Genomic DNA, 25,628 nt, shown 5'->3' with positions numbered 1-25,628 from the left:
ATCCTCCAAGAGTACAGATTAATCAGGCGCCCGTAGCTCAGCTGGATAGAGCATCCGCCTTCTAAGCGGATGGTCGCAGGTTCGAGTCCTGCCGGGTGCGCCATTAGGCAGCTTTGGCACAAGTAGCGTTAGATGGTGGGCGTAGCTCAGTTGGTAGAGCACGGGATTGTGACTCCCGTTGTCGAGGGTTCGATCCCCTTCGTCCACCCCATATTTGAAAGGCGCCAGATTAATCGTCTGGCGCCTTTGCTTTAAGAGCTTTAAGCGCGGATGTGGTGGAATTGGTAGACACACTGGATTTAGGTTCCAGCGCCGCGAGGCGTAAGAGTTCGAGTCTCTTCATCCGCACCAAATAAAACGTTGCTAGGCCGTCAGGCAGGGCAGGGTTTAACAAAGAAGTGGTTTGGTTTCTTTGTTAACGCAATATGGTGGGCGTAGCTCAGTTGGTAGAGCACGGGATTGTGACTCCCGTTGTCGAGGGTTCGATCCCCTTCGTCCACCCCATATTCGAAAGGCGCCAGATTTAACAGTCTGGCGCCTTTTTTGGTTTTGGCGGTTTGATTATCTCGGCGGTCGCAGGTACTGGGCCGCATCGGCAGCGCGTTTCGTCGTATTTGTGTGTCTCGATGATGCCGCGTTGCCTGTCCGCTCCGCTCGCGGCGTGGGCCGTCAGGGAGATGAATGGCAGCTTCTTCTATATATAGAAGGGCGGCGCAGAGCCCTGGCGCAATTGGCTGTATTTGTCACCGGGGCGGGGTACTTCAGTGCCTTCGTACCGATAAATTGCCGGCGGTTTCCGGGTGTATTTTCAGTAGGGTGACTTCTTGAGTTTGACCCACTAGAATGCATGCCCTTGATTGGGGTCGGAAATGGCCGGCTAATGTCTGTGCAACGAGGAATATCCATGCAAGTTTCTGTTGAAAATACTACTGCTCTCGAGCGCCGCCTGAGCATCACCGTGCCGGCAGAGCGTATCGAGACTGCGGTCAACAAGCGTCTGCAGCAGACTGCCCAGAAGGCCAAGATCGCTGGTTTCCGTCCAGGCAAAGTGCCGATGAGCGAAATCAAGCGTCGTTTTGGTGCCGATGCGCGCCAGGAAGCTGTAGGTGACGTGATCCAGGCTTCCTTCTACGAAGCCGTTGTCGAGCAAAAGCTGAACCCGGCTGGCTCGCCTTCGATCGAGCCCAAGTCCCTGGAAGCCGGCAAGGACCTGGAATACGTAGCCGTATTCGAAGTGTTCCCGGAATTCGAAGTAGCGGGCTTCGACGGTATCGCTATCGAGCGCCTGAGCGCCGAAGTGGCTGATTCGGACCTGGACAACATGCTCGAAATCCTGCGCAAGCAGAACACCCGTTTCGAAGTGGTCGAGCGTGCCGCCCAGAACGAAGACCAACTGAACATCGATTTCGTTGGCAAGGTCGACGGCGAAGTATTCGCCGGTGGCTCCGCCAAGGGCACTCAGCTGGTGCTGGGTTCCAACCGCATGATCCCTGGCTTCGAAGACGGCCTGGTTGGCGCCAAGGCCGGCGAAGAACGCGTTCTGAACCTGGAATTCCCTGCTGACTACCAGAACCTGGACCTGGCCGGCAAAGCCGCCGAGTTCACCGTGACCGTCAACAGCGTTTCCGAGCCTAAGCTGCCAGAGCTGAACGAAGAGTTCTTCGCGCAATTCGGCATCAAGGAAACCGGTATCGAAGGCTTCCGCACCGAAGTTCGCAAGAACATGGAGCGTGAGCTGCGTCAGGCGATCAAGTCCAAGGTCAAGAACCAGGTCATGGACGGTCTGCTGGCCGCCAACCCGATCGAAGTGCCTAAGGCTCTGCTGTCCAACGAAGTGGATCGCCTGCGCGTACAAGCGGTTCAGCAGTTTGGTGGCAACATCAAGCCTGACCAACTGCCGGCCGAGCTGTTCGAAGAGCAAGCCAAGCGCCGCGTCGTGCTGGGCCTGATCGTGGCTGAAGTGGTCAAGCAGTTCGACCTCAAGCCAGACGAAGACCGTGTTCGCGAAATGATCCAGGAAATGGCGTCGGCCTACCAGGAACCTGAGCAGGTCGTGTCCTGGTACTACAAGAACGACCAGCAGCTGAACGAAGTACGTTCGGTTGTGCTGGAAGAACAAGTTGTGGATACTGTTCTGCAGAAGGCTAAGGTGACCGATAAAGCGGTCTCTTACGAAGAAGCAGTCAAACCGGCGGAAGCAGCACAAGCCGACTGATTGTCCAACTCGTTGGAAATTCAACCATAAGCCAGCCTCGCGCTGGCTTATGCGTTTTCAAGACATGACTATTTGGGAGTAACTGCAGAGCATGTTCCGTAATTCCTATATTCAGCAGAACTCTGATATCCAGGCCGCTGGCGGCCTGGTCCCGATGGTTGTCGAGCAGTCCGCTCGTGGTGAACGCGCCTACGACATCTACTCGCGCCTGCTCAAGGAGCGAGTGATCTTTCTGGTTGGCCCGGTAGAGGACTACATGGCCAACCTGATCTGTGCGCAACTGCTGTTCCTTGAAGCGGAAAACCCGGACAAGGACATCCATCTCTACATCAACTCGCCGGGCGGTTCGGTGACTGCGGGCATGTCGATCTACGACACCATGCAGTTCATCAAGCCGAACGTGTCGACTACCTGCATTGGCCAGGCCTGCAGCATGGGTGCATTCCTGCTGACCGCCGGCGCCGAGGGCAAGCGTTACTGCCTGCCGAACTCACGCGTGATGATTCACCAGCCACTGGGTGGTTTCCAGGGCCAGGCATCGGACATCGAAATCCATGCCAAGGAAATCCTCTTCATTCGTGAGCGCCTCAACACGCTGATGGCCAAGCACAGCGGGCACACACTTGAAGAAATCGAGCGTGATACCAACCGTGACAACTTCATGAGCGCTGAAGCCGCCCGTGAGTACGGGTTGATCGACGCAGTGATCGAAAAGCGCCCCGCTTAATATAAGCTGCTCAAAATAGGGCTGGTCGGCATGTCCGACCACTGGCGGGCTTGAAAAAGCCCGCATAAGCCTTCATCTTGTGTTGCAAGCCTATCGGATTTGGATCGAACGAATGACTGACACCCGCAACGGCGAGGACAACGGCAAGCTGCTCTATTGCTCCTTCTGTGGCAAAAGCCAGCATGAAGTACGCAAATTGATTGCCGGCCCCTCGGTGTTTATCTGCGACGAATGCGTCGACCTGTGCAATGACATCATCCGCGAGGAGGTGCAGGAAGCCCAGGCCGAGAGCAGTGCGCACAAACTCCCATCGCCTAAAGAAATCAGCGGCATCCTTGACCAGTACGTAATTGGTCAGGAGCGTGCAAAGAAGGTTCTGGCCGTAGCGGTGTACAACCACTACAAGCGCTTGAACCAGCGTGACAAGAAAGGCGACGAAGTCGAACTCGGCAAGAGTAACATCCTGCTGATCGGCCCTACAGGCTCGGGTAAAACCCTGCTTGCGGAAACCCTCGCTCGCCTGCTGAACGTTCCGTTCACCATCGCCGACGCCACCACCCTCACCGAGGCTGGCTACGTGGGTGAAGATGTCGAGAACATCATTCAGAAACTGCTGCAGAAGTGCGACTACGACGTAGAGAAGGCCCAGATGGGCATTGTCTACATCGACGAAATCGACAAGATCTCGCGCAAGTCGGACAACCCGTCCATTACTCGGGATGTTTCCGGTGAAGGCGTGCAGCAAGCACTGTTGAAGCTGATCGAAGGCACGGTCGCTTCGGTACCGCCCCAGGGCGGCCGTAAGCACCCGCAGCAGGAATTCCTGCAGGTCGATACGCGTAACATCCTGTTTATCTGTGGCGGTGCGTTCTCCGGGCTGGAAAAGGTTATTCAGCAGCGTTCCACCCGTGGCGGCATCGGTTTCAGCGCGGAAGTGCGTAGCAAGGAAGAAGGCAAGAAGGTAGGTGAGTCCCTGCGTGAAGTCGAACCTGACGATCTGGTCAAGTTCGGCCTGATCCCGGAATTCGTCGGTCGTCTGCCGGTCCTGGCGACGTTGGACGAGCTGGATGAGGCGGCTTTGATTCAGATCCTCACCGAGCCGAAAAACGCCCTGACCAAGCAATACGCCAAGCTGTTCGAGATGGAAGGTGTGGACCTCGAGTTCCGTACCGACGCGCTCAAATCAGTGGCCAAGCGGGCATTGGAGCGCAAGACCGGTGCACGTGGTCTGCGTTCGATCCTCGAAGGCGTGTTGCTCGACACCATGTACGAAATCCCCTCGCAGTCCGAGGTGAGCAAGGTGGTGATCGACGAAAGCGTTATCGAAGGCAAGTCCAAGCCACTGTATATCTACGAAAACAGTGAGCCGGCTGCCAAGGCTGCACCTGACGCGTAAGCGTCTTTGCAGTGGCGGTACAAGCAAGGGGCCTTTCGGGGCCCCTTGTTTTTTTCGGGTGTTTTTGCGGGGTGGTAGATTAAATCGCGTTTATTCATGCGTTTAAGTGCTGGCATTGCGCTTGTTTTTTTTGCATGCAACCCCCATCTTGGTTTCAAGCTTATTTTTCAACTGTCATAGAGGCGAAATCATGAAGACAACCATCGAATTGCCTCTCCTGCCGTTGCGTGATGTCGTCGTCTATCCGCACATGGTTATCCCGCTGTTCGTGGGGCGCGAGAAGTCTATCGAAGCCCTCGAGGCCGCGATGACGGGCGACAAGCAGATCCTGCTGTTGGCCCAGAAGAATCCTGCTGATGATGATCCAGGCGAAGACGCCCTGTATCGGGTCGGCACCGTTGCGACTGTCCTGCAATTGCTCAAGCTGCCTGACGGTACCGTCAAGGTACTCGTGGAAGGCGAGCAGCGCGGCGCGGTAGAGCGTTTCATGGAGGTGGATGGTCACCTGCGCGCCGAAGTGGCGCTGATCGACGAAGTCGAAGCCCCTGAACGTGAATCCGAAGTGTTTGTGCGCAGCCTGCTTTCGCAGTTCGAGCAGTATGTGCAGTTGGGCAAGAAAGTCCCGGCTGAAGTCCTCTCGTCGCTCAACAGCATCGATGAGCCAAGTCGCCTGGTCGACACCATGGCTGCGCACATGGCGCTGAAGATCGAGCAGAAGCAGGATATTCTCGAAATCATCGATCTGTCGGCCCGTGTCGAGCATGTGCTGGCGCTGCTGGATGGCGAAATCGACCTGCTGCAGGTTGAGAAGCGCATCCGCGGCCGCGTGAAGAAACAAATGGAGCGCAGCCAGCGCGAGTACTACCTGAATGAGCAGATGAAGGCCATTCAGAAAGAACTCGGCGACGGCGAGGAAGGCCACAACGAAATCGAAGAGCTGAAAAAGCGTATCGATGCCGCCGGCCTGCCGAAAGACGCGCTGACCAAGGCCACGGCCGAGCTGAACAAGCTCAAGCAAATGTCGCCGATGTCGGCCGAAGCCACTGTGGTTCGTTCCTACATCGATTGGCTGGTGCAGGTGCCGTGGAAGGCTCAGACCAAGGTACGCCTGGACCTGACCCGCGCCGAAGAAATCCTCGATGCCGACCACTACGGCCTTGAAGAGGTCAAGGAACGTATCCTTGAATACCTCGCCGTGCAAAAGCGCGTGAAGAAAATTCGCGGCCCGGTGTTGTGCCTGGTCGGTCCGCCTGGGGTGGGTAAAACCTCGTTGGCCGAGTCGATTGCCAGTGCGACCAACCGCAAGTTCGTGCGCATGGCCCTCGGCGGCGTGCGTGACGAAGCGGAAATTCGTGGCCATCGCCGGACTTACATCGGTTCGATGCCAGGAAGATTGATTCAAAAGATGACAAAGGTGGGTGTGCGCAACCCGCTGTTCCTGCTCGATGAAATCGACAAGATGGGCAGCGACATGCGTGGCGATCCGGCGTCGGCGTTGCTTGAGGTGCTCGATCCTGAGCAGAACCACAACTTCAACGACCATTACCTGGAAGTCGACTACGACCTGTCTGACGTAATGTTCCTGTGCACCTCCAACTCCATGAACATTCCGCCAGCCTTGCTGGACCGGATGGAGGTGATTCGTCTGCCGGGTTACACCGAAGACGAGAAGATCAACATCGCCGTCAAATACCTCGCGCCCAAGCAGACTGCGGCCAACGGCCTGAAGAAAGGCGAGATCGAGTTTGACGTCGAAGCGATCCGTGACATCGTGCGCTATTACACCCGCGAGGCCGGTGTACGGGGCCTTGAGCGTCAGATCGCGAAAATCTGCCGCAAGGCGGTCAAGGAACATTCCTTGGAAAAACGCTTCTCGGTGAAGGTAACGGCCGACGCGCTGGAGCATTTCCTGGGTGTGCGTAAATTCCGCTACGGCCTGGCCGAGCAGCAGGACCAGGTAGGGCAGGTGACTGGCCTGGCATGGACCCAGGTGGGCGGCGAGTTGCTGACCATCGAAGCTGCCGTGATCCCGGGCAAGGGCCAGTTGATCAAGACCGGCTCTCTCGGCGATGTGATGGTCGAATCGATCACCGCCGCGCAGACCGTGGTGCGCAGTCGCGCCAGGAGCCTGGGTATTCCCCTGGACTTCCACGAGAAGCACGACACCCATATCCACATGCCGGAAGGCGCGACGCCGAAGGACGGCCCGAGCGCCGGTGTAGGCATGTGCACGGCGCTGGTGTCGGCATTGACCGGTATTCCGGTGCGCGCCGATGTGGCGATGACCGGGGAAATTACCCTGCGCGGCCAGGTATTGGCCATCGGTGGGCTGAAAGAGAAATTACTCGCTGCACACCGGGGTGGAATCAAGACCGTGATCATTCCTGAAGAGAATGTTCGCGACTTGAAGGAAATTCCTGACAATATCAAGCAGGATCTTCAGATTAAACCGGTTAAATGGATTGACGAAGTCCTGCAAATTGCGCTGCAATACGCGCCGGAGCCCTTGCCGGATGTGGCTCCGGAGATTGTCGCGAAGGACGAAAAGCGCGAGTCGGATTCCAAGGAAAGAATTAGCACGCATTAAGGTGTTGAAGCCTGGGGGGCTTCCTTGACAGCTTTTTAGAGCCCTTGTTATAAAGCGGCTCTTAAGTGTCTGTAGGCCATTCAGCACTGGTTTTTGCTTTTTACCAAAAAACTTAGAATCATACTCATAGATATATAAGGGGACTTAGAGTGAACAAGTCGGAACTGATTGATGCTATCGCTGCATCCGCTGATATCCCGAAAGCTGCTGCCGGCCGTGCGCTGGACGCAGTAATCGAATCCGTCACTGGCGCTCTGAAGGCCGGCGACTCCGTGGTACTGGTAGGCTTCGGTACTTTCTCTGTGACTGACCGCCCAGCTCGCACTGGCCGTAACCCACAGACCGGCAAAGCACTGCAAATCGCTGCTGCCAAGAAACCAGGTTTCAAAGCCGGTAAAGCCCTGAAAGAAGCCGTTAACTAAGCTTCGATCAAGCCTTTGCTTACCCGGGTCGGACGCAGGTCTGGCCTGGCAGCGGAGCGGTAGCTGACCCACGTATCCATTGGGTCGCCACGCCGGGGGTCAGAGTTAAAACCCCCGTCCGCTCCGCCAGTTACGAGAAGGCGCATCCTCGGATGCGCCTTTCTTCTATCCGGATTCTACCCACGCTCCACGGTTGCCTATTTTTGATGTTCAACCGTTTCTGGGGGACGCATGCTGCAAAATATCAGGGACAATTCACAAGGCTGGATTGCCAAGACCATTATCGGGATCATCGTCGCATTGATGGCGTTCACCGGTATCGAGGCTATTTTCCAGGCTTCGGGTAATAACAAGCAGGACGTGGCCAAGGTCAACGGTGAGGAAATCACCCAGACCGAATTGAGCCAGGCCGTCGATATGCAACGGCGCCAGCTGATGCAACAACTGGGCAAGGATTTCGATGCTTCCCTGTTGGACGAAAAACTGCTGCGCGACGCGGCCCTCAAGGGCCTGATCGATCGCAAGCTGCTGCTGCAAGGCGCTGCTGATGCCAAGTTCGGTTTCTCGGAAGCGGCCTTGGACCAGGTGATCCTGCAGACGCCGGAGTTCCAGGTGGACGGCAAGTTCAACGCCGAACGCTTTGACCAGGTGGTCCGTCAATTGGGCTATAGCCGCCTGCAATTCCGTCAGATGCTGACTCAGGAAATGCTGATCGGCCAGGTTCGCGCAGGCATCGCTGGCAGTGGTTTCGTGACCGATGCCGAGGTGCTGGCATTTGCCCGTCTGGAAAAACAGACGCGCGATTTCGCCACCGTCAACGTTAAAGCCGACCCGGCAGCGGTGAAACTCACCGATGACGAAGTCAAGGCGTACTACGACCAGCATGCCAAGGAGTTCATGACCCCGGACCAGGTGGTCATCGACTACCTGGAGCTGAAGAAGTCGTCGTTCTTCGACCAGGTCACCGTCAAGGACGATGAACTGCAGGCTGCCTACGAGAAAGAAACCGCCAACCTCGCTGAACAGCGTCGTGCTGCGCACATTCTGATCGAGGTCAACGACAAGGTCACCGAGGCGCAAGCCAAGGCCAAGATCGAAGACATCCAGGCGCGCCTGGCCAAGGGCGAGCAGTTTGAAGCCCTGGCCAAGGAGTTTTCCCAGGATCCGGGTTCGGCCAGCAATGGCGGCGATCTCGGGTTTGCCGGTCCTGGCGTCTACGATCCAGACTTCGAGACGGCGCTGTACGGCCTCAAGCAGGACCAGGTGTCGGTGCCGGTGCGTACGTCCTTCGGTTGGCACTTGATCAAGCTGCTGGGCGTTGAAGCACCCGAGGTGCCATCGTTTGCCAGCCTGAAAGACAAGCTGACCCGCGAGCTCAAGACCCAGCAGGTTGAACAGCGGTTTGTCGAAGCGACCAAGCAATTGGAAGATGCGGCGTTCGAAGCGTCCGACCTGGCCCAGCCGGCGTCCGATCTTAAGCTGACCGTACACACTTCCGCGCCGTTCGGCCGTGAAGGTGGCGAAGGCGTCGCGGCCAACCGTGCCGTGGTCACCGCAGCGTTCAGCCCGGAAGTGCTGGATGAGGGTGCCAACAGCAGCGCCATTGAGCTCGACCCGGAAACCATCATCGTGCTGCGCGCCAAAGAGCACCTCAAGCCTGCCCAGCTGCCGCTGGAAAAGGTTGCCACGGCGATTCGCGCACAGATGACCAAGGAGCGTGCGAGCGCTGCCGCCAAAGCCCATGCCGACGAGCTGATCGCCGGCCTGCGTGATGGCAAGATCGCCCTGAGCCAGCCGATTGATGGCCAAGCCTGGAAGGTGACTGAAGCCGCTACCCGTGGCCAGGAAGCTGTCGACCCTGCCGTGCTGCAAGCGCTGTTCCGCATGCCCAAGCCTGCGGGCAAGGACAAGCCGAGCTTCACCACTGTCAGCCTGCGCGATGGCAGCCAAGTGATCGTGCGTTTGAACGGTGTCAATGAAGCTGCTGCGCCTACGGACGAAGAAAAGGCGCAATACCGCCGCGCCCTCGCTTCGCGTATTGGCCAGCAGGATTTTGCGGCCTACCGCAAGCAGCTGGAAACCCAGGCAGACATCAAGAAGTTCTGATGCCGGCTTGAATGAAAAGACCCCGTCCTGAAAAGGCCGGGGTCTTTTTTTGCGCGCGTTAAAGCGTTCGAGCCTTCTTTCTCAAGTCCGCTTGCCCGAGAACTTGAGCTTGCCCCAGCTCAGGCCGATGACCGCCGCCAGGGTCGAGGCCGTCAATACGCTCAGCTTGGCCGCCGCCAGCAAAGCCGGGTCGGAGAAGGCCAGGGAGGAGATGAAGATCGACATGGTGAAACCAATCCCCGCCAGCAGACCCACCAGGCCCACACCTGTCCAGGTAACGCCGTCCGGCAGCTTGCAGAGGTTGAGCTTGACCAGCGTGAAGCTCGCCAGCATCACGCCGATGGGTTTGCCCAGCACCAGGGCGAAGATGACGCCCATGAACACACCGTGGGGCAGGGGATCGTCCAGGTTGAAGCCGCTCAGGCTGACACCCGCGTTGGCCAGGGCGAACAACGGCATCACGCCGAACGCCACCCACGGGTGCAGCGCCGATTGCACCCTTTGCACTGGCGGTAATATTTCCCGCTGTGCTTCGCGCAATTGCTTCAACGGCCGGGTAACGTGCCCTGGGCCTTCAGGCGACTGGGAAAAACGCTCCATCAATTCGTTGAGCGTGCGGCCTATGGTGTCCAGCGGGCGCTCGGTGGTGGGCTTGGAGTTAACCGGGGTCATCAGCCCCAGGATCACGCCGGCGAGCGTTGGGTGAATGCCGGTCTTGAGCAGGCCGAACCACACAATCGCCCCAGGCAACAGGTAGATCGCGGCCTTACCGATGCCCATGCGCTGGAAAACCAGCACCAGTGCCAGCCCGGCGACGGCAATCACCAGCCCCATGTAATCGAGGCTGGCGGTGAAGAAAACGGCAATGATCAGGATCGCCACGATGTCATCGATAATCGCCAGGGCCAGCAGCAAAATACGCACGCCGCTGGGGATCGACTTACCCAACAGTGCCAGCACGCCGACGGCAAACGCGATGTCCGTCGCGGTGGGCACGGCCCAGCCACTGGCGGCGGCAGTGCCGTGGTTGAGCAGGGTGTAAATGAGCGCCGGCATCAGTACGCCGCCCAGTGCAGCGCCTAATGGCAGGGTGGCCAGCTTGAGGTTGGCGAGCGCGCCGTCCTTGATTTCCTGACGGATCTCGGCGCCCACCACCAGGAAGAAGATGGTCATCAGGCCGTCGTTGACCAGAAAATGCAGGGAGCGCGACACACTGTAGTCGCCCAACCCAAGGGTGACCGGTGTGTTCCAGAAGTGCTCATAGGTGTCGGCCGCCGGGCTGTTGGCCCAGATCAATGCGACGATGGCAGCCAGCAGCAAAACGATGCCGCTGACGGCTTCAATCCGTGAAAAGCGCTCGAGGGCCGACAGTGCGCCCTCGGTCAAACGCTGAGGGCGAGGGATGGCGGGGTGTTTATCAGGCACGACAAATCTCCATTGGCGGCCCGACCAACGCTTATCCTTTAACCTGCGCTGTGCCGTATGCAGCAGCGCACCCAGGGCGATAATAGGAAGTTGGGGAATAAGTTGTAAACAAACTTGTCATAGTCAGCGGCACCGGTCCCAAAAGCCTGTGACGTTTTACCGACAGGAATGCGCGCGCCAACGCCTCGTTCTGTTGCACAATACCGCCCGGACTGTTTTTCTCAGGATTTTCGATGTCGACATCATTTCACTTGCGAAACCTAGGGTTGGCGCTGGTGCTGGCGGGCGCGGCGGGTTGCTCGTCGCCCAAGACCGCTATTTACGAACATGAGAATTTCGATGATTCCGGTACGTTTTCCCGCGATTACCCGGTGAGCGATGTGGCGGCCTGTGAAGCCGCGCGCCGTGCCCTGCTGAGCCAGGGCTATATCATCACCAGCAGCGACCCGAAGCTGGTGGCCGGTAACAAGAGTTTCCAGCAGACCGGCGAAAGCCACCTGCAGATCAGCTTCAACGTGGTGTGCGCCGCGGATGGCAAAGGCAGCAATCATTCGACGATGTTTGCCAACGCCTTGCAGGATCGCTATGCGCTGAAGAAGGTCAACAACTCCGCGAGTCTCGGGGTAGGGGTACTGGGTTCGGTGTCGATGCCGATCGGCTCCACCGATGACTCGATGGTCAAGGTGGCGAGCGAGACCGTTTCGGCGCCCAAGTTCTATGAGCGTTACTTTGCGTTGGTGGATGTGTTCCTGCCCCAGGAAGTGAAGCAGGCTGCGCACATCCCCGAAAAGCCCAAGGATGAGCTTGGCATGCCTGAACCCAAGGCCGCACCGGCCGCCGAGAAGGTCGAGGCGCCCCAGGAGACACCGGCAACGCCTGCCGCTGCGCAACCGCTTGCACCGCCAGCCGAAGCCGCACCGATCGCGCCGAGCGTCGCGCCGGAGCCCGTACCGGACGCCACGTCGGCCCCGGCAGCAGAACCTGCACCGGCACCGACCAACCCGAACCTGCCAGCGCCGACAGAGGCGATTCCACCCCTGCCAACGCCTGCGCAGTAACTCACACCGCTACGGGGTCTGCCTTGTCGGCATTGATCCCGTAGCGGCTGATGGCCTCCACGACTTTGTCACGGCCTATCACGCCGTCATCTGCCAGTGCCTTCAGGGCCGCCAGCACGATGAAGTGTCGATCCACTTCAAAAAACTCGCGCAACGCTTCCCGCGTATCCGACTGCCCGAAACCATCGGTTCCCAACGCCACGAAGCGGCGGCCATGTACGAAAGGGCGGATCTGGTCTGCGAATAACTTCATGTAGTCCGTTGCCACCACCATTGGCCCGGCTTTACCGACGAGGCACTGCTCCACGTAGCTCAGGCGTAGCTCACCCTCCGGATGCAGCAGGTTCCAGCGCTCTGTTGCGTGCCCGTCACGGCGCAGCTCAGTCAGGCTGGTGGCGCTCCATACGTCACTGTGCACGGCAAAGTCCTGCTCAAGCAGGGCCGCTGCGGCGATCACTTCGCGCAAAATCGAACCACTGCCCATCAATTGCACCTGTGAGTCGGGGTGTGTGCTCAACGGGTACATACCTTTGAGGATGCCATCCTCCACGCCTTCGGGGATCGCCGGGTGCGGGTAGTTTTCGTTGAGCAGGGTGATGTAGTAGTAAATGTCTTCTTGCTCGACATACATACGGCGCATGCCCTCGCGAATGATCACCGCCAGCTCGTAGGCAAAGGTCGGATCATAGGCCACGCAGCACGGAATCACTGACGCCAGGATATGGCTGTGCCCGTCGTCATGTTGCAAACCTTCGCCCATCAGGGTGGTGCGACCGGCCGTGGCCCCCAGCAGAAAACCACGGGCCCGCGCATCCCCGGCCGCCCAGGCCAGGTCGCCGACGCGCTGGAAGCCGAACATCGAATAGAAAATATAGAAAGGCACGGTCATCAGGCCGTGGTTGCTGTAGGACGTACTCGCCGCGATCCACGAGGAAATGGCACCCGATTCATTCAGGCCTTCCTGCATGATCTGTCCGTCCTTGCTCTCTTTGTAGTAGCTCAGTTGCCCAGCGTCCTGCGGGGTGTACAACTGGCCGACGGCGGAGTGGATGCCGATCTGTCTGAACAGGCTTTCCATGCCGAAGGTGCGCGACTCATCCGGCACGATGGGGACGATCAGCTTGCTCAGATGTGGGTCCTTGAGCAGCGTGCCGAGGATGCGCACGAACGCCATGGTGGTGGAAATTGCGCGCTCGCCGGTGTCCTTGAGTTGAGTGGCGAATGCGGACAGCGGCGGGATCGTCAACGCCGCGACGCTGCTATGCCGAGCGGGCACATAGCCGCCCAAGGCCTGGCGTCGGGCGGCAAAGTAGCGGGCTTCGACACTGTCGGCGGCGGGTTTGAGGTAGGGGATTTCGTCGAGCTGGTCATCGGCCACTTCCAGCCCGAAGCGGTCGCGGAAGGCTTTCACCGCGTCGGCCCCCATCTTTTTCAATTGATGGTTGATGTTCTGGCCTTCGCCGGCTTCGCCCATGCCGAAGCCTTTTACGGTCTTGGCCAGGATCACCGTAGGCTGGCCCTTGTGCCGCACGGCGGCGGCGTAGGCGTTGTAGACCTTGTCCGGGTCATGCCCGCCCCGTGAGAGCTTCCAGATATCGTCGTCGGACATATCTGCAACCAATGCCAGCAGCTCCGGATATTTACCGAAGAAATGTTCGCGTACGTAGGCGCCATTCTGGGATTTGTAATTCTGGTAGTCGCCGTCCACGCATTCCATCATGCGTTGGCGCAGCAGGCCGCTGTGGTCCTTTTCCAGCAGCGCATCCCAACCACCGCCCCAGATTACCTTGATCACATTCCAGCCGGCGGCGCGGTACAGGCTCTCGAACTCCTGGATCACCTTGGCATTACCGCGCACCGGGCCGTCCAGGCGCTGCAGGTTGCAATTGACCACAAAGATCAGGTTGTCGAGTTTTTCACGGCCCGCGACGGAAATGGCGGCCAGGGATTCCGGCTGGTCCATTTCGCCATCGCCCAGGAACGCCCAGACCTTGCGACCCTGGTGTGGCTTGAGATCACGAAACTCCAGGTAACGCATAAAGCGCGCCTGGTACGCAGCGGTGATCGGCCCGAGCCCCATGGAAACCGTAGGGAATTGCCAGAAGTCCGGCATCAGCCGTGGGTGAGGATATGACGACAGGCCTTCGCCGCCGGCCTCGCGGCGAAAGTTATCCAGTTGGGCTTCGTTGATACGGCCTTCCAGATATGCGCGGCCATAGATGCCAGGGGAGGAATGGCCCTGGATGTACACCAGGTCGCCGTCGAACGTGTCAGTTCGGCCTCGGAAGAAATGGTCGAAGCCTACGTCGTACAGCACGGCGGCTGACGCATAGGTCGCGATATGCCCACCCACCCCGGAGTGTTTGCCTGCACGCAATACCATCGCCATGGCATTCCAGCGGATAAATGCGTTGGTCCGGCGTTCGATTTCCAGATTGCCGGGGTAGGGCAGCTGGCGATCGACGGCAATGGTATTCACGTATGGGGTGGTCACCCGTCCGTAAAAATCGCCGTGGCGCGCGACGTCGAAATCCAGCAACTGATCGATCAGGTAGTGGGCGCGGGGGCGACCTTCGGCCGACAGCACCGATTCGATGGAGTCCAGCCACTCGCGGGTTTCCTGCGGATCGTTGTCCAGGGACGCGGCGTTATTCGGGTTCATATGAGGCTCCAGGGTAAGCGGATTCCAGGCGGCGAACGCCTTGTGGGCGTGACGCAATATAATTGCAATTGCAACGACATGCCGGAATTTAGCCCGGGATGAGCTACTATTGCAACCTTCTTGAAATTCCCCGGATGGTGTTGCATGTCGTCGAAAGAGCCTGATGTATGGTTCCGTTTTGTCAGGGCTCACAGGACGGTCATCCGTGAAATCGAGCGCCGGTTGGCCGAGGCGCAACTGCCGCCGTATGCGTGGTACGACGCGTTGTGGGGACTGGAGAGCGGTCCTGAGGGCACTCGCCGTATGCATGAACTGGCCGATGTACTGGCCATCGAGCGTTACAACCTCACGCGTCTGGTCGATCGCCTGGAGAAAGACGGCCTGGTGGTGCGATCGCGCTCCGACGGTGATGGCCGGGCGGCGTTTGCCTCGATCACCGAGGCGGGCCGCACCCTGCGCAAAAAAATGTGGAAAATCTACGAGAGCACCGTGGACGAGCTGTTCCTGTCGCAGATCGCGCCTGAGCATCGCCAGGCCTTTGCCGATGCGCTGGAGCGTACGGCGGGATTGGCGATGGGTGCCGCTGTGCAAACCCGTGGCCGGCGCAGAACCTGATGAAGTGAAGGGAGCGGCTGCATTCCTGGTCATTTCAGGTGATAGCGCTGCAGGGCGTTTTCCACACTTTGTGTGTCCAGATGCCCCTCATCGGCCAAGGCTTTGAGCGCCAACACCGCAATCCAATACCGGTTGGGTGCGGCTGCCTGTACCGAGCCTGCGCCCAGCGCCACGAAGCGCGTATCCACATGCGCCGCCAACTGATCGACAACCGCCTGCGGGTAGCCGGTGACGGCAACCACCGGGGCCCGGCTCCCCGCCAGGCAGTCGCGCAGATGGCAGCTACGCCTGGGCGCATGCGGATGCAGGCGGTTCCAGCGCTCAGCGGCCGCCGCCTCGCGGGCCAACCGGGTGTAACTGGGGCAACTCCAGACGTGCGCCGCAATGCCCCATTCATCTTCCAGCAACTGCGCCGCGTGTATCACCTCCTCCAGTGCCCGGCCGGCACCGAGCAGGCGCACTGCCGCCCCTGCGCCTGGTCGCCGCACGGAGTACATGCCCTTGACCGTACCGTCACGGTCCAGCGGCTGCGGCGCGATGGCGATTTGCTGATCATGTAACGCCAGGTAATAAAAACCCGGCGTGCCATCGACGTATAACGTGCGCAACCCCGCCAGCACGATCGCCTGTGCTTCTTCGCCTGAGGCGGGGTCGTAGGGCGTGCAGCGTGGATTGGCCGACAGCCACAATGGCAACGACGGCTGCGCGCCCTTCGGCCAAGGCGATGGCTGGGTTTCGCTGTCGTTGCACAAGATGCCGCGCTGGGCGGTCTGGTCTGACAATGCGCACAGTTGGGCGGACGACGTCACGCTGTGCAGGTAGAGCAGCGGTTTTTCGCCGGTATTGCGCGCAAACCACGTGGGCCAATTGCCCACGCGCCGACTGCGCGACTGGCCGCGAATCACCCAGGCTTGGCGGCTCGATTCCAAGGTGTTGGCCATGGTCATGACCGTGTACAGCGGCGAGTTGCGCGCGTGCGCGCAGGGGGTGAGTGCGTCGATGCACAATTGCGCTGCATTCGCGGTAGAGGCGGGCATGGGTGTGGCTCCTGACAACAGAGGGCCTACCCTAATGGAATTCGGCTTGTAATTGCAATTGCAATGATTGCAATTGCGCGTCAGCGCTGACCTGCTAAATCTGTCCGCCGCCGACGCGTTTAATCTTCGAGTGCAGGAAAGTCATGGCGCAGACATTTTTTCGTCATGACGGCACTTTAGGCTGATCGTGCAGGTCATTAACCGTGCGGCCGCTTTTAACTCAACAAGGAGTCCCCCATGGACGATTACCAGGAAGAACTATTGGAATACCAGGCATTCGAATTCGACCCGCTGGACCCGGTCGACGATGCCACCGAGCTGTAAGCCCAACTTCAGGCGGAATGCCGCTGACTGCGGCGAAATTCCCCTGGGGTCTGGTTGTTCCAGCGCCTGAAGGCGCGTTGGAAGGCTTGGGCTGAGGCGAAACCGAGCAAGTAGGCGATCTCGCCGAAAGCCAGTTCCGTATCGCGAATGTAGGTCATGGCCAGGTCGCGGCGGGTGTCGTTGAGAATCGCGCGGAACTGGGTGCCCTCGTCGGCCAGTTTGCGGCGCAGTGTCCAGGTGGGCAGCTTCAAGCGTGCCGCCACTTCTTCCAGGTCGGGTTCCCGGCCGCCATTGAGCATCGGCCCGAGCAACCGGGTAATGCGCTCGCGCAGGCTGCGGGTGCGCGTCAGCTGCTCCAGTTCCCGTTCACACAGTTGCAGCAACAGCTGCCAGGTACTCGGGCAGTGGTGCGGGTTGCGCAGGGCGAGGGTAGGTTGGCTGAGGCGCAGTTGATTGTTCTCGGCACCGAACTGCACCGGTGCGGACCCCAGCACGTCATACCGCTCACTGTACTCGGGAGCCTCGAACTCGATTTCGATGCGCTGGGCCTGCACCCTTTGTTGCGCCAGGCTCGACAGTTGATGCAGCCAGCCGGCGATGATCGAGTCCACTACAAAGCGGTTGTAGGCGTTGTAGGGGCTGATCGAATAGAACCGCAGCCAGGCGCCTTCGGCGTCCTCATGAAAACTCGATTGCCCACGGTAGTTGGAGCCATACAAGGGTTCGAAACGCGTCAGCGTACGCGCGGCTTCGCGCACATTCGGTGCCTGGGCGGCGGTGACACCGGCGAGCCCGGCCTGGCTCAGGCGGCTGAGCTGGCCCATGCGCAGGCCCAGCCCCGCATCGCCGGTCAGTTGGATGGCCGCATGGCCCAGGCGCATATAGCGCGGGATCGACAAGCGCGCGCCCGCTTCGGCCAGGCGGGCGGGGTCCAGGCCGTATTGCAGCAGCAGCGGTTGCGGGTCCAAGCCGTGGCTGTGCACGGCATCGGCCAGGGTGTGCACGAAGCCCACCGACAAATCCCCCAGGCGCACCGGCTTCACGCGGTTACAGCCAGATATTCAGCAGGCGCGCACCACGGGCATCGCCATCGGCGAACAGTTGCCCGTTGCGGCTGAGGAAGCTTTGCCCGGCGCTGCCCAGGTCCCAGAACTGCCCACGCAAAAACACGCTCATGCCCGCCGTGGCTTGGCTGATCGGTGGCTGGCTGATCAACGTCAGGCGGCGCCAGGCTTCGCCCTCGCTGGTTTCTTCGGGCTTGAGGCTGACTTCCGACGGCGTCGACACGCTCTTGAAGCCGCGCCACGGGCGGTCCCATGTGTCGCGGCCGGTCACGTAGGCCGGCACTGCGATCAGTTGGGCGCCTTGCTCGTTGAGCTTGCGGTAGTTATCCGGGTACCAGCTGTCGCTGCCGATCAGGATGCCCAGGCGCCCGGCCGGGGTGTCGACCACGCTGACGATGTTTTCATCGCCCGGCTCGATAAAGCCGCGTTCGTCGTAGATCGGATACAGCTGACGTTGCGGCTGGCCCAGGGGCAAACCATCGGCGGCAAACACCAGGCTGACGTTGTACAGCGCGCCGTGCCCGACCTGCAGTTGCCCCAGGCTCACACTCGGGTTGGGCAGGGCGATGGAGCCGGCCACCAGGGTCACGCCGAACTCCTTGGCCAAGCCGCCAAACAGCACTTGGTAATCGCGCGCCATGCCTGGCGCTTTCATGCGCAAATACGCATCGTCCATGCGGTTCTCGCCGGTGGCGCTGATCCAGGCGCGCATGAACTGCACCGGGTTGCTGATCGACAACCAGTTCATCGCGTCCCTGAGATGAGGCGCCTGGTACAGCTCGTTTTTCTCGCCGCCCAGCATCAGCCAGGTGCCGATGTGCTCGGGCAGCACCACGATGGTCTTGTTGTTGATCAAGCCCAGCTCACGGGCCTTTTGCAGATAGGCCGAGAGCTTCAAGTGCAGGCGTTCCAGGCTCTGGTAGTCGGCAGGGAACAGCTCCGGCTGGATGCCCAGCAGGTTGCCACGCTCGGCCGGCTGGCCTTCGTTGACGGCGAGGGTGATGCGCAGGTCTGACAGGTAATGCCCCACGGGGCGCTCCTGGGTCCAGACCAGATACGCGGCAAGGGCGGCAACCAGGGCCATGGAGACGGTGAACACGAGTAATTTACGCATGGGGCAACAGACAACACACCGGGGGCAGGGTTCGCGACTAGGGTAGGGCCCATGGCCCGGCTTGCCAAGGGGTGCTGTGCATTTGGATCAATAACTTGTCAGTTTCAGTCATTGAGCGGTAGGTGATGGCCTCTTAGTCTGTGGGACATAAACCGATGGGGTGCCATTCGAGCCCTCCACGTCCCGTGATGATCCGTTGTGGAGCTGTACCATGACCGCTGCTGCCTACCCGCATTTGCTGGCCCCGTTGGACCTGGGTTTTACCACCCTGCGCAACCGCACCCTGATGGGCTCCATGCACACTGGCCTGGAAGAAAAGCCCGGCGGTTTCGAACGCATGGCGGCTTACTTCGCCGAGCGTGCCCGTGGCGGCGTCGGCCTGATGGTGACTGGCGGCATCGGCCCGAACGATGAAGGCGGCGTGTATGCCGGTGCGGCCAAGCTGACCACCGACGAAGAGGCGCAAAAACACAAGATCGTCACCCAGGCCGTGCACGACGCCGGTGGCAAGATCTGCATGCAGATTCTGCATGCCGGACGTTATGCCTACAGCCCCAAGCAAGTGGCGCCGAGCGCGATCCAGGCGCCGATCAACCCGTTCAAGCCCAAGGAGCTGGACGAGGAGGGCATCGAGAAGCAGATCCAGGATTTCGTCACCTGCTCGCGGCTGGCCCAGGTCGCCGAGTACGACGGCGTGGAAATCATGGGTTCCGAAGGCTACTTCATTAACCAGTTCCTCGCCGCCCACACCAACCACCGTACCGACCGTTGGGGTGGCAGCTTTGAAAACCGCATGCGCCTGGCCGTGGAAATCGTGCGCCGGGTGCGTGAAGCGGTAGGCCCGAATTTCATCATTATCTTCCGCCTGTCGATGCTCGACCTGGTCGAGGGCGGCAGTGTCTGGGAAGAAGTCGTGCAGCTGGCCAAGGCCATCGAGCAGGCCGGCGCGACCCTGATCAACACCGGCATCGGCTGGCATGAAGCGCGCATTCCGACCATCGCCACCAAGGTGCCGCGCGGGGCGTTCAGCAAGGTCACCGCCAAATTGCGCGGGGCGGTACAGATCCCGCTGATCACCACCAACCGCATCAACACCCCCGAAGTCGCCGAGCAGATCCTCGCCGAAGGCGATGCCGACATGGTCTCCATGGCGCGGCCGTTCCTCGCCGACCCGGAGTTCGTCAACAAGGCCGCGGCCGGGCGCGCCGACGAGATCAACACCTGCATCGGCTGCAACCAGGCGTGCCTGGATCACACCTTCGGCGGCAAGCTGACCACTTGCCTGGTCAACCCGCGGGCGTGCTATGAAACCGAGCTTAATTACTTGCCGGTCAAGCAGATCAAGAAAATCGCGGTAGTCGGCGCCGGCCCCGCAGGCCTGGCGGCGGCAACGGTGGCCGCCGAGCGCGGCCACCAGGTGACGCTGTTCGATTCCGCCAGCGAGATCGGCGGCCAGTTCAACATCGCCAAGCGTGTGCCGGGCAAGGAAGAGTTCTTTGAAACCCTGCGTTACTTCAAGCGCAAATTGCAGACTACCCATGTCGAGCTGTGCCTCAACACCCGTGTCGACGTGGCGCAACTGGTGGCGGGCGGTTATGACGAGGTGATCCTCGCCACCGGTATCGCGCCGCGTACCCCGGCGATCCCCGGTGTGGAACACGCCAAGGTGCTGAGTTACCTGGATGTGATCCTCGAGCGCAAGCCGGTGGGCAAGCGTGTGGCTGTGATCGGCGCCGGCGGCATCGGGTTCGACGTGTCGGAATTCCTGGTGCATCAGGGCGTGTCTACCAGCCTGGACGGTGAAGCGTTCTGGAAGGAGTGGGGCATCGACACCCTGCTTGAGGCCCGTGGCGGTGTCGCCGGGATCAAGCCCGAGCGGCATGCACCGGCGCGTGAGGTATTCCTGCTGCAACGCAAGGCGTCCAAGGTCGGCGACGGCCTGGGCAAGACCACCGGCTGGATCCACCGCACCGGCTTGAAAAACAAACAGGTGCAGATGCTCAACAGCGTCGAATACCTGAAGATCGATGATGACGGCCTGCACATCCGCATCGGCGCCGAGGGCGAGCCCCAGGTGCTGGCGGTGGACAACATCGTCATCTGCGCCGGCCAGGACCCGCTGCGCGAACTGCACGACGGCCTGGTCGCCGCCGGGCAGCACGTGCACCTGATTGGCGGTGCCGATGTGGCGGCCGAACTGGACGCCAAGCGCGCCATCAACCAGGGCTCGCGTCTCGCCGCCGAGCTTTGAAGCACAGGAGCTGTGAAGAACAGGAGCGGTGGTAGACTGCCGCTCTTTTTTCAGGCAGATGCGCCCTCATGGGTCCTTTCGACTGGCTCCCCCATGCTCCTCTTGAACCCGTGCAACTGGACTGGCTGCAGGGCGTCGAGTTGGCTGTACTGCGCCTGGACCGCATCGACCCGCTGATCAGCGGCAACAAGTGGTTCAAGCTCAGCGGCCACCTGGCCCAGGCGCAACAGGCCGGTGCCAGCGGCATCATCAGCCTCGGCGGGGCTTACTCCAACCATCTGCATGCACTGGCGGCGGCGGGCAAGCGCTTTGGCTTTCCCACCGTCGGCCTGTTGCGCGGCCATCCCCAAGACACCCCCACAGTGCTCGACCTGAAAGCCTTCGGCATGCACCTGCATTGGCTGGGCTATGGCGGTTATCGCGAGCGGCATGCGCCGGGGTTCTGGTTGCCTTGGCATGAGCAGTATCCGCATTTGTACCCGGTGCCCGAAGGCGGTGGCGGATTGACCGGAGCGTTGGGTTGCGCGGTATTGCTCGAACAGGCGCGGGCGCAATTGGCGAACCTGGGCTGGGCCGACTACGACGCCTGGTGGCTGGCGGCCGGCACTGGCACCACCCTGGCCGGCCTGGCGTTGGCCGAGGCGGGCGCGCATGCGGTGTACGGAGCGATGGCGGTGCCGGATGATCACGGCGTGGCGCAGAACGTCAATGCCATCGTGCAGCACGGCTACCACTTGCTTGACGCCAGCCGTGGCGGCTTTGCCAGCGTCGACCCGCTATTGCTCGAATTCATCGACAGCACGCAACAGGCGTGTGGCATACCCCTGGAGCCGCTCTACACCGGCAAGGCGCTGCTGGCGCTGAAGCAGCAGATCGACGCCGGACGTTTTGCGGCCGGCACTCGGCTGATCTTCATTCACACCGGCGGCTTGCAAGGCCGCCGAGGCTTCAACACCTAGCTCAGCGAACACTCCGGCCCGGCATCATGCGCAGTGCCGTGTTATCGCGCAGCACATAATGATGAAAGATCCCCGCCAATGCATGCAGCCCGATCAGCCAATAGCCGGCCTTGCCGAACCACACATGCCAGCCTTCGATCTGCTTGGCCAATGCCTTGTTCTCGCCAATCAGCGGCGGCAATTCCATCCCATAGAACATCACCGAATGCCCTTCGGCACTGACGATCAGCCAACCGGCAATCGGCATGCCGATCATCAGGGCGTACAGCGCAGCGTGCATCAGGGTTGCCAGCAGGCTCTGCCATTGCGGCGGCTGCGGCAGTATTTTCGGTGCAACGCCCAGGCTGCGCGCAAACAGGCGCAACCACACCAGCACAAACACGCTGAGGCCAAGCATGAAGTGCATTTCCACAATCAGCGTGCGTGCGCCGCTGCCTTTGGGGAACTGCCCGCGCAGTTCAATGCAGGCGTAAACCACCGCCAGCAGCACCACCATCAACCAGTGCAACGCAATCGACATGGTGCTGTAGCGTGTATCGGAATTTTTCCACGGCATTACTGGGTTCCTCACTTGTCAGGGCATGCCTCCGTTCTTTGACGGAGTAGGGTAACTGTATGCCTGTTTCAAGCGCTTCGCCCGTTGCGAATGCGGTTGCCTTGACCTCTATCAGTCGCTTTGCGGCATTTCCCCACGCGCCAGGCGCGCGTTGATATCGGCGATCACCTGCGGCAGCTCGGCAATGGTGTCCACTCGGTAGTGCGGGCGTGAGCCTTCGAACAGCGCTTCGATACGCTGGCGCTCGCTGGCCAGTGTGGCACTGTCCAAGCCCCGAAATTGCTCGTAGGTCAGACCCAGGGCGTTGCCGGAGCAGGTCAGCGCCACGGTCCACATGCCTGCGCGGCGGCCTTCCAGTATGCCCGGCACGGTGTCGTCGACCTTCACGCACGCCGCCACATCGTCAATGCCCAGCGCGATCACATTGGCCAGGGCCTGGGCCGGCCACGGGCGGCCGTTGGGGACTTCGTCGGTGGCCACCACATGGTCGGCGACATAGCCGTTGCTGGCGGCCAGGGCGACCACTTTGTCCATCACTTGCCTGGGGTAGCCGGAGCAGGAACCGATCCGGATGCCCTGCGCGCGCAGCCCGGCGAGGGTATCGAGGGCGCCGGGAATCAGCGCCGAGTGTTCGGCGATTTTCTCGATCTGCAACGGCATGAAACGCTGGTAAATCGCCGTTACGTCGTCGTCGGTGGGCGTGCGACCGAACGCCTGGCGGTAGCGCTCGGCAACCTGCGGCTGATTGCACAGCGTGCGGATGTGGTCCCACTTGCCCATGCCCATCGGGCCACGGGCTTCTTCGATGGAAACCTGTACGCCGAACTCGGCGAAGGCCTCGACGAAAATCTGCGTGGGCGCAAACGAGCCGAAGTCGACCACGGTGCCGGCCCAGTCGAGGATGACGGCCTGGAGGGTGGTGGGGTTTTGATAGTTCATGGTGCAGATCCTGTCGGTAAAGGGGAAATCAGATGTCCAGCACGTTCATGTCCTGCAGCACTTGGGCAATGGCGTTGACGGCGGCCTGCATGCCTGCGGCATCGACCTGGCCGATGCAGCCCACGCGGAAGGTCTCGACCTGGGTCAATTTGCCCGGATACAGGAGGAAACCCTTGGCCTTGACCCGTTCGTAGAACTCCCTGAACTGGTAGCGCGGGTCCTTCGGGGCGTGGAAGGTGACGATGATCGGTGCCTGGATCGCCGCTGGCAGGAAGCTGCGCAGGCGCAGTTCGGCCATGCCGTCCAGCAGTGTCCGGCAGTTAGTGGCGTAGCGTTGGTAGCGGGTGCTCAGGCCGCCTTCTTCGTGGTACTGCAGCAGCGCTTCGTGCAGGGCGGCGACCACGTGGGTGGGCGGGGTGAAGCGCCATTGGCCGGTCTGGGCCATGTAATGGTGCTGGTCGAACAGGTCCATCGCCAGGGAGTGAGAATGACCTCGGCTGGCGGCCAGCGCGGTTTTTTCGACAAAGACAAACCCCATGCCCGGCACGCCTTCCAGGCATTTGCCGGAGGCGGCGATCAGCGCGTCGAACGGCACTTCGCGGGCGTCGATCGGCAATGCACCGAAGGAGCTCATGGCGTCGATGATCAGGCGCTTGCCGTGGCGTTTGACCACCTCGGCGATCTGCGCCAGCGGGTTGAGGATGCCGGTGCTGGTTTCGCAGTGGATCAGCGCGACATGGGTGATGGCGGCGTCGGCGTGCAGCAGGCGGTCCACATCGGCGGCGGCGGTGGGTTCGTCCTCCCGGGTTTCAAAGGTACTGAACGCCCGGCCGAGCACCTCGCAGATCTTCGCCAGGCGCTTGCCGTAGGCGCCGTTGACCAATACGAGCACCTTGCCGTTGCGCGGTACCAGGGTGCCGATGGCGGCTTCGACGGCGAAGGTGCCGCTGCCTTGCAACGGCACGCAATGATGACGCTCTGCACCCTGGATGATCGCCAGCAATTGCGCGCAAACGCTGGCGGTGAGTTGGTTGAAGCGCTCATCCCATGAACCCCAGTCCACCATCATCGCCTGACGGGTGCGGTTTGACGTGGTCAGGGGGCCGGGGGTCAGCAGGATCGGCGTGGCAGTGCGCATCTTGGCTCCTCGTAAAACAACGGGTCGACTCTACGGCGCCTAAATTGCAGTTTGGCTTGTCATCAATCAAATTGTTTGTTGTTATGCGAGCCATCAGTGAGGCCGATAGCCATGAACCTGTTTCAACTGCGCGCATTCGATGCCGTGGCCCGCGAGGGCAGTTTTACCCGGGCGGCGGCCCGGCTGTTCATCAGCCAGCCGGCGGTGACCGGGCATATCAAGGCCCTGGAAGAGCACTACCAGATTCCCTTGCTGCGCCGCACCGCGCGGCGAGTGGAGTTGACCGAAGAGGGCGCGCGCCTGGCGGCGATCACCCGCGCGATCTTCGGTCTGGTCGACGAGGCGCAGGCCATGCTTGAAGCCAATCGCCAATTGCTCACCGGGCGCCTGGAAGTGGCGGCGGACGGCCCGCATCTGGTGATGCCGATGATCGCCCGCTTGCGGGCCTGTTACCCGGGGATCACGGTGAATCTGCGCCTGGGCAATGCTCAGGAAACCCTCGCGGCCTTGTTGTCGGAGCATGCAGACGTGGCGGTGCTGACCGAAGTGGAACCACGCAATGGCCTGCACCTGCAACCCTTGGGCGAGTCGCGTATCTGCGCGCTGGTGCCGGCCGCGCATCCGCGGGCGGCGCAGGCCGAGGGCATTGAACTGGCGCAGTTGAACGAGGTGATCATGGTGCTGCGCGAGCCCAGCTCCATCACCCGGCGTACGTTTGATGACGCGTGCCTGGCCGCCCAAGTGCGGCCCAGGGTGCTGCTGGAACTCGACAGCCGGGAAGCGGTGACCGAAGCGGTTGCCGCCGAGTTGGGCGTGGGGGTGGTGTCGTCGATAGAGGTCAGCCAGGACCCGCGCGTACACGCCGTGCCGATCCTCGGCGATGGCCTGCTGAACCGGCACAGTCTCGGCTGCCTGGAGCGGCGCCGGTCGTTGCGCTTGATCCAGGCGTTTTTCGAGTTGGCGCCTTGAGGTTTTTTGGTGGAACGATGCGTGGCTGCGCTATAAACTCTGCCCCCAAAGCGCCGGCCAGTAG

At 60.8% G+C, this 25,628-nt stretch carries 19 protein-coding genes and 4 tRNA genes; 15 read left to right on the top strand and 8 right to left on the bottom strand.

The genetic code is table 11. From position 1 onward, the window contains the following. Window positions 1-26: 26 nt before the first annotated feature. From C4J86_RS16210 to C4J86_RS16165, 10 genes are all read left to right on the top strand, one after another. Window positions 27-103, top strand: a tRNA-Arg gene (locus tag C4J86_RS16210). 32 nt (window positions 104-135) lie between these two features. Continuing rightward, window positions 136-211: transfer RNA gene (locus C4J86_RS16205), tRNA-His, on the top strand. Between the two features lie 55 nt (window positions 212-266). Continuing rightward, window positions 267-351 (top strand) — tRNA-Leu (locus C4J86_RS16200). A 77-nt stretch (window positions 352-428) separates the two neighbouring features. Next, window positions 429-504, top strand: a tRNA-His gene (locus tag C4J86_RS16195). Window positions 505-904: 400 nt separating this feature from the next. After that, window positions 905-2,215 (top strand): trigger factor, encoded by a 1,311-nt coding sequence (tig, locus tag C4J86_RS16190; protein WP_124363387.1) that lies wholly within the window; start codon window positions 905-907, stop codon window positions 2,213-2,215. A 91-nt stretch (window positions 2,216-2,306) separates the two neighbouring features. Further along, a complete protein-coding gene (gene clpP / locus C4J86_RS16185) occupies window positions 2,307-2,942 on the top strand; it encodes an ATP-dependent Clp endopeptidase proteolytic subunit ClpP (protein WP_003174822.1) in 636 nt (211 codons plus the stop codon). 112 nt (window positions 2,943-3,054) lie between these two features. Beyond that, on the top strand, window positions 3,055-4,338 hold the full coding sequence (gene clpX, locus C4J86_RS16180) for an ATP-dependent Clp protease ATP-binding subunit ClpX (protein WP_010209414.1): 1,284 nt from the start codon (window positions 3,055-3,057) through the stop codon (window positions 4,336-4,338). A gap of 190 nt (window positions 4,339-4,528) precedes the next feature. Beyond that, window positions 4,529-6,925, top strand: coding sequence for an endopeptidase La (lon, locus tag C4J86_RS16175; RefSeq protein ID WP_124367501.1), 2,397 nt, complete (start codon window positions 4,529-4,531; stop codon window positions 6,923-6,925). A 149-nt stretch (window positions 6,926-7,074) separates the two neighbouring features. Beyond that, window positions 7,075-7,347 carry an HU family DNA-binding protein gene (locus C4J86_RS16170; protein ID WP_003174819.1) on the top strand — a complete coding sequence of 91 codons (273 nt, stop codon included), beginning with the start codon at window positions 7,075-7,077 and terminating at the stop codon, window positions 7,345-7,347. 231 nt (window positions 7,348-7,578) lie between these two features. After that, window positions 7,579-9,453, top strand: coding sequence for a SurA N-terminal domain-containing protein (locus C4J86_RS16165; protein ID WP_124371142.1), 1,875 nt, complete (start codon window positions 7,579-7,581; stop codon window positions 9,451-9,453). A gap of 81 nt (window positions 9,454-9,534) precedes the next feature. On the opposite strand, the gene nhaA is transcribed toward C4J86_RS16165, so the two are convergent. Continuing rightward, on the bottom strand, window positions 9,535-10,878 hold the full coding sequence (gene nhaA / locus C4J86_RS16160) for a Na+/H+ antiporter NhaA (protein WP_124371141.1): 1,344 nt from the start codon (window positions 10,876-10,878) through the stop codon (window positions 9,535-9,537). A 233-nt stretch (window positions 10,879-11,111) separates the two neighbouring features. On the opposite strand from nhaA, the gene C4J86_RS16155 reads away from it, so the two are divergent. Continuing rightward, window positions 11,112-11,936, top strand: a complete 825-nt coding sequence (locus tag C4J86_RS16155; RefSeq protein WP_124371140.1) for a DUF2242 domain-containing protein — start codon at window positions 11,112-11,114, stop codon at window positions 11,934-11,936. Between the two features lies 1 nt (window position 11,937). Here C4J86_RS16155 and aceE read toward each other — a convergent pair whose 3' ends face one another. Then, the gene (gene aceE / locus C4J86_RS16150; RefSeq protein WP_124371139.1) at window positions 11,938-14,598 is read right to left on the bottom strand and encodes a pyruvate dehydrogenase (acetyl-transferring), homodimeric type; all 2,661 of its coding nucleotides are present in this window, start codon (window positions 14,596-14,598) and stop codon (window positions 11,938-11,940) included. Window positions 14,599-14,742: 144 nt separating this feature from the next. Here aceE and C4J86_RS16145 point away from each other — a divergent pair, with 144 nt between their 5' ends. Further along, window positions 14,743-15,213: a MarR family winged helix-turn-helix transcriptional regulator gene (locus C4J86_RS16145; RefSeq protein ID WP_124371138.1), complete on the top strand. Its 471-nt coding sequence runs from the start codon at window positions 14,743-14,745 to the stop codon at window positions 15,211-15,213. A 29-nt stretch (window positions 15,214-15,242) separates the two neighbouring features. Here C4J86_RS16145 and C4J86_RS16140 read toward each other — a convergent pair whose 3' ends face one another. From C4J86_RS16140 to C4J86_RS16130, 3 genes are all read right to left on the bottom strand, one after another. Further along, window positions 15,243-16,250, bottom strand: a complete 1,008-nt coding sequence (locus C4J86_RS16140; RefSeq protein ID WP_124371137.1) for a pyruvate dehydrogenase — start codon at window positions 16,248-16,250, stop codon at window positions 15,243-15,245. Between the two features lie 332 nt (window positions 16,251-16,582). Beyond that, a complete protein-coding gene (locus tag C4J86_RS16135) occupies window positions 16,583-17,617 on the bottom strand; it encodes an AraC family transcriptional regulator (protein WP_124363375.1) in 1,035 nt (344 codons plus the stop codon). A 4-nt stretch (window positions 17,618-17,621) separates the two neighbouring features. Next, the gene (locus C4J86_RS16130) at window positions 17,622-18,752 is read right to left on the bottom strand and encodes a carbon-nitrogen hydrolase family protein (RefSeq protein ID WP_124371136.1); all 1,131 of its coding nucleotides are present in this window, start codon (window positions 18,750-18,752) and stop codon (window positions 17,622-17,624) included. Window positions 18,753-18,963: 211 nt separating this feature from the next. Here C4J86_RS16130 and C4J86_RS16125 point away from each other — a divergent pair, with 211 nt between their 5' ends. Then, the gene (locus C4J86_RS16125) at window positions 18,964-21,003 is read left to right on the top strand and encodes an NADPH-dependent 2,4-dienoyl-CoA reductase (protein WP_124371135.1); all 2,040 of its coding nucleotides are present in this window, start codon (window positions 18,964-18,966) and stop codon (window positions 21,001-21,003) included. Window positions 21,004-21,071: 68 nt separating this feature from the next. Continuing rightward, on the top strand, window positions 21,072-21,962 hold the full coding sequence (locus tag C4J86_RS16120) for a 1-aminocyclopropane-1-carboxylate deaminase/D-cysteine desulfhydrase (RefSeq protein ID WP_124371134.1): 891 nt from the start codon (window positions 21,072-21,074) through the stop codon (window positions 21,960-21,962). A gap of 1 nt (window position 21,963) precedes the next feature. Here C4J86_RS16120 and C4J86_RS16115 read toward each other — a convergent pair whose 3' ends face one another. From C4J86_RS16115 to C4J86_RS16105, 3 genes are all read right to left on the bottom strand, one after another. After that, the gene (locus C4J86_RS16115; protein ID WP_124371133.1) at window positions 21,964-22,518 is read right to left on the bottom strand and encodes a cytochrome b; all 555 of its coding nucleotides are present in this window, start codon (window positions 22,516-22,518) and stop codon (window positions 21,964-21,966) included. A 111-nt stretch (window positions 22,519-22,629) separates the two neighbouring features. Then, complete coding sequence (gene phnX, locus C4J86_RS16110; protein WP_124371132.1) at window positions 22,630-23,457, bottom strand: phosphonoacetaldehyde hydrolase; 828 nt, start codon at window positions 23,455-23,457, stop codon at window positions 22,630-22,632. 28 nt (window positions 23,458-23,485) lie between these two features. Further along, window positions 23,486-24,595 (bottom strand): 2-aminoethylphosphonate--pyruvate transaminase, encoded by a 1,110-nt coding sequence (locus C4J86_RS16105; protein WP_124371131.1) that lies wholly within the window; start codon window positions 24,593-24,595, stop codon window positions 23,486-23,488. A 111-nt stretch (window positions 24,596-24,706) separates the two neighbouring features. On the opposite strand from C4J86_RS16105, the gene C4J86_RS16100 reads away from it, so the two are divergent. After that, a complete protein-coding gene (locus C4J86_RS16100) occupies window positions 24,707-25,564 on the top strand; it encodes a LysR substrate-binding domain-containing protein (RefSeq protein WP_124371130.1) in 858 nt (285 codons plus the stop codon). The last annotated feature ends 64 nt before the right edge of the window (window positions 25,565-25,628 follow it).

Source organism: Pseudomonas sp. R2-7-07 (assembly GCF_003852355.1).
Classification (GTDB): domain Bacteria; phylum Pseudomonadota; class Gammaproteobacteria; order Pseudomonadales; family Pseudomonadaceae; genus Aquipseudomonas.
Note: the sequence above shows the minus strand (reverse complement) of the source record. Positions and strands in the feature narration are given on the sequence as shown.

Excerpts from the sequence above, each read along its gene's own strand:
- C4J86_RS16140 (WP_124371137.1), bottom strand. The coding sequence starts at position 16,250 with ATGCCCGCCTCTACCGCGAATGCAGCGCAATTGTGCATCGACGCACTC.
- C4J86_RS16145 (WP_124371138.1), top strand. The coding sequence starts at position 14,743 with ATGTCGTCGAAAGAGCCTGATGTATGGTTCCGTTTTGTCAGGGCTCAC.
- C4J86_RS16165 (WP_124371142.1), top strand. The coding sequence starts at position 7,579 with ATGCTGCAAAATATCAGGGACAATTCACAAGGCTGGATTGCCAAGACC.
- lon (WP_124367501.1), top strand. The coding sequence starts at position 4,529 with ATGAAGACAACCATCGAATTGCCTCTCCTGCCGTTGCGTGATGTCGTC.
- phnX (WP_124371132.1), bottom strand. The coding sequence starts at position 23,457 with ATGAACTATCAAAACCCCACCACCCTCCAGGCCGTCATCCTCGACTGG.
- C4J86_RS16125 (WP_124371135.1), top strand. The coding sequence starts at position 18,964 with ATGACCGCTGCTGCCTACCCGCATTTGCTGGCCCCGTTGGACCTGGGT.
- C4J86_RS16120 (WP_124371134.1), top strand. The coding sequence starts at position 21,072 with ATGGGTCCTTTCGACTGGCTCCCCCATGCTCCTCTTGAACCCGTGCAA.
- clpP (WP_003174822.1), top strand. The coding sequence starts at position 2,307 with ATGTTCCGTAATTCCTATATTCAGCAGAACTCTGATATCCAGGCCGCT.
- C4J86_RS16100 (WP_124371130.1), top strand. The coding sequence starts at position 24,707 with ATGAACCTGTTTCAACTGCGCGCATTCGATGCCGTGGCCCGCGAGGGC.
- C4J86_RS16155 (WP_124371140.1), top strand. The coding sequence starts at position 11,112 with ATGTCGACATCATTTCACTTGCGAAACCTAGGGTTGGCGCTGGTGCTG.
- tig (WP_124363387.1), top strand. The coding sequence starts at position 905 with ATGCAAGTTTCTGTTGAAAATACTACTGCTCTCGAGCGCCGCCTGAGC.
- C4J86_RS16115 (WP_124371133.1), bottom strand. The coding sequence starts at position 22,518 with ATGCCGTGGAAAAATTCCGATACACGCTACAGCACCATGTCGATTGCG.
- clpX (WP_010209414.1), top strand. The coding sequence starts at position 3,055 with ATGACTGACACCCGCAACGGCGAGGACAACGGCAAGCTGCTCTATTGC.
- C4J86_RS16130 (WP_124371136.1), bottom strand. The coding sequence starts at position 18,752 with ATGCGTAAATTACTCGTGTTCACCGTCTCCATGGCCCTGGTTGCCGCC.
- aceE (WP_124371139.1), bottom strand. The coding sequence starts at position 14,598 with ATGAACCCGAATAACGCCGCGTCCCTGGACAACGATCCGCAGGAAACC.
- C4J86_RS16105 (WP_124371131.1), bottom strand. The coding sequence starts at position 24,595 with ATGCGCACTGCCACGCCGATCCTGCTGACCCCCGGCCCCCTGACCACG.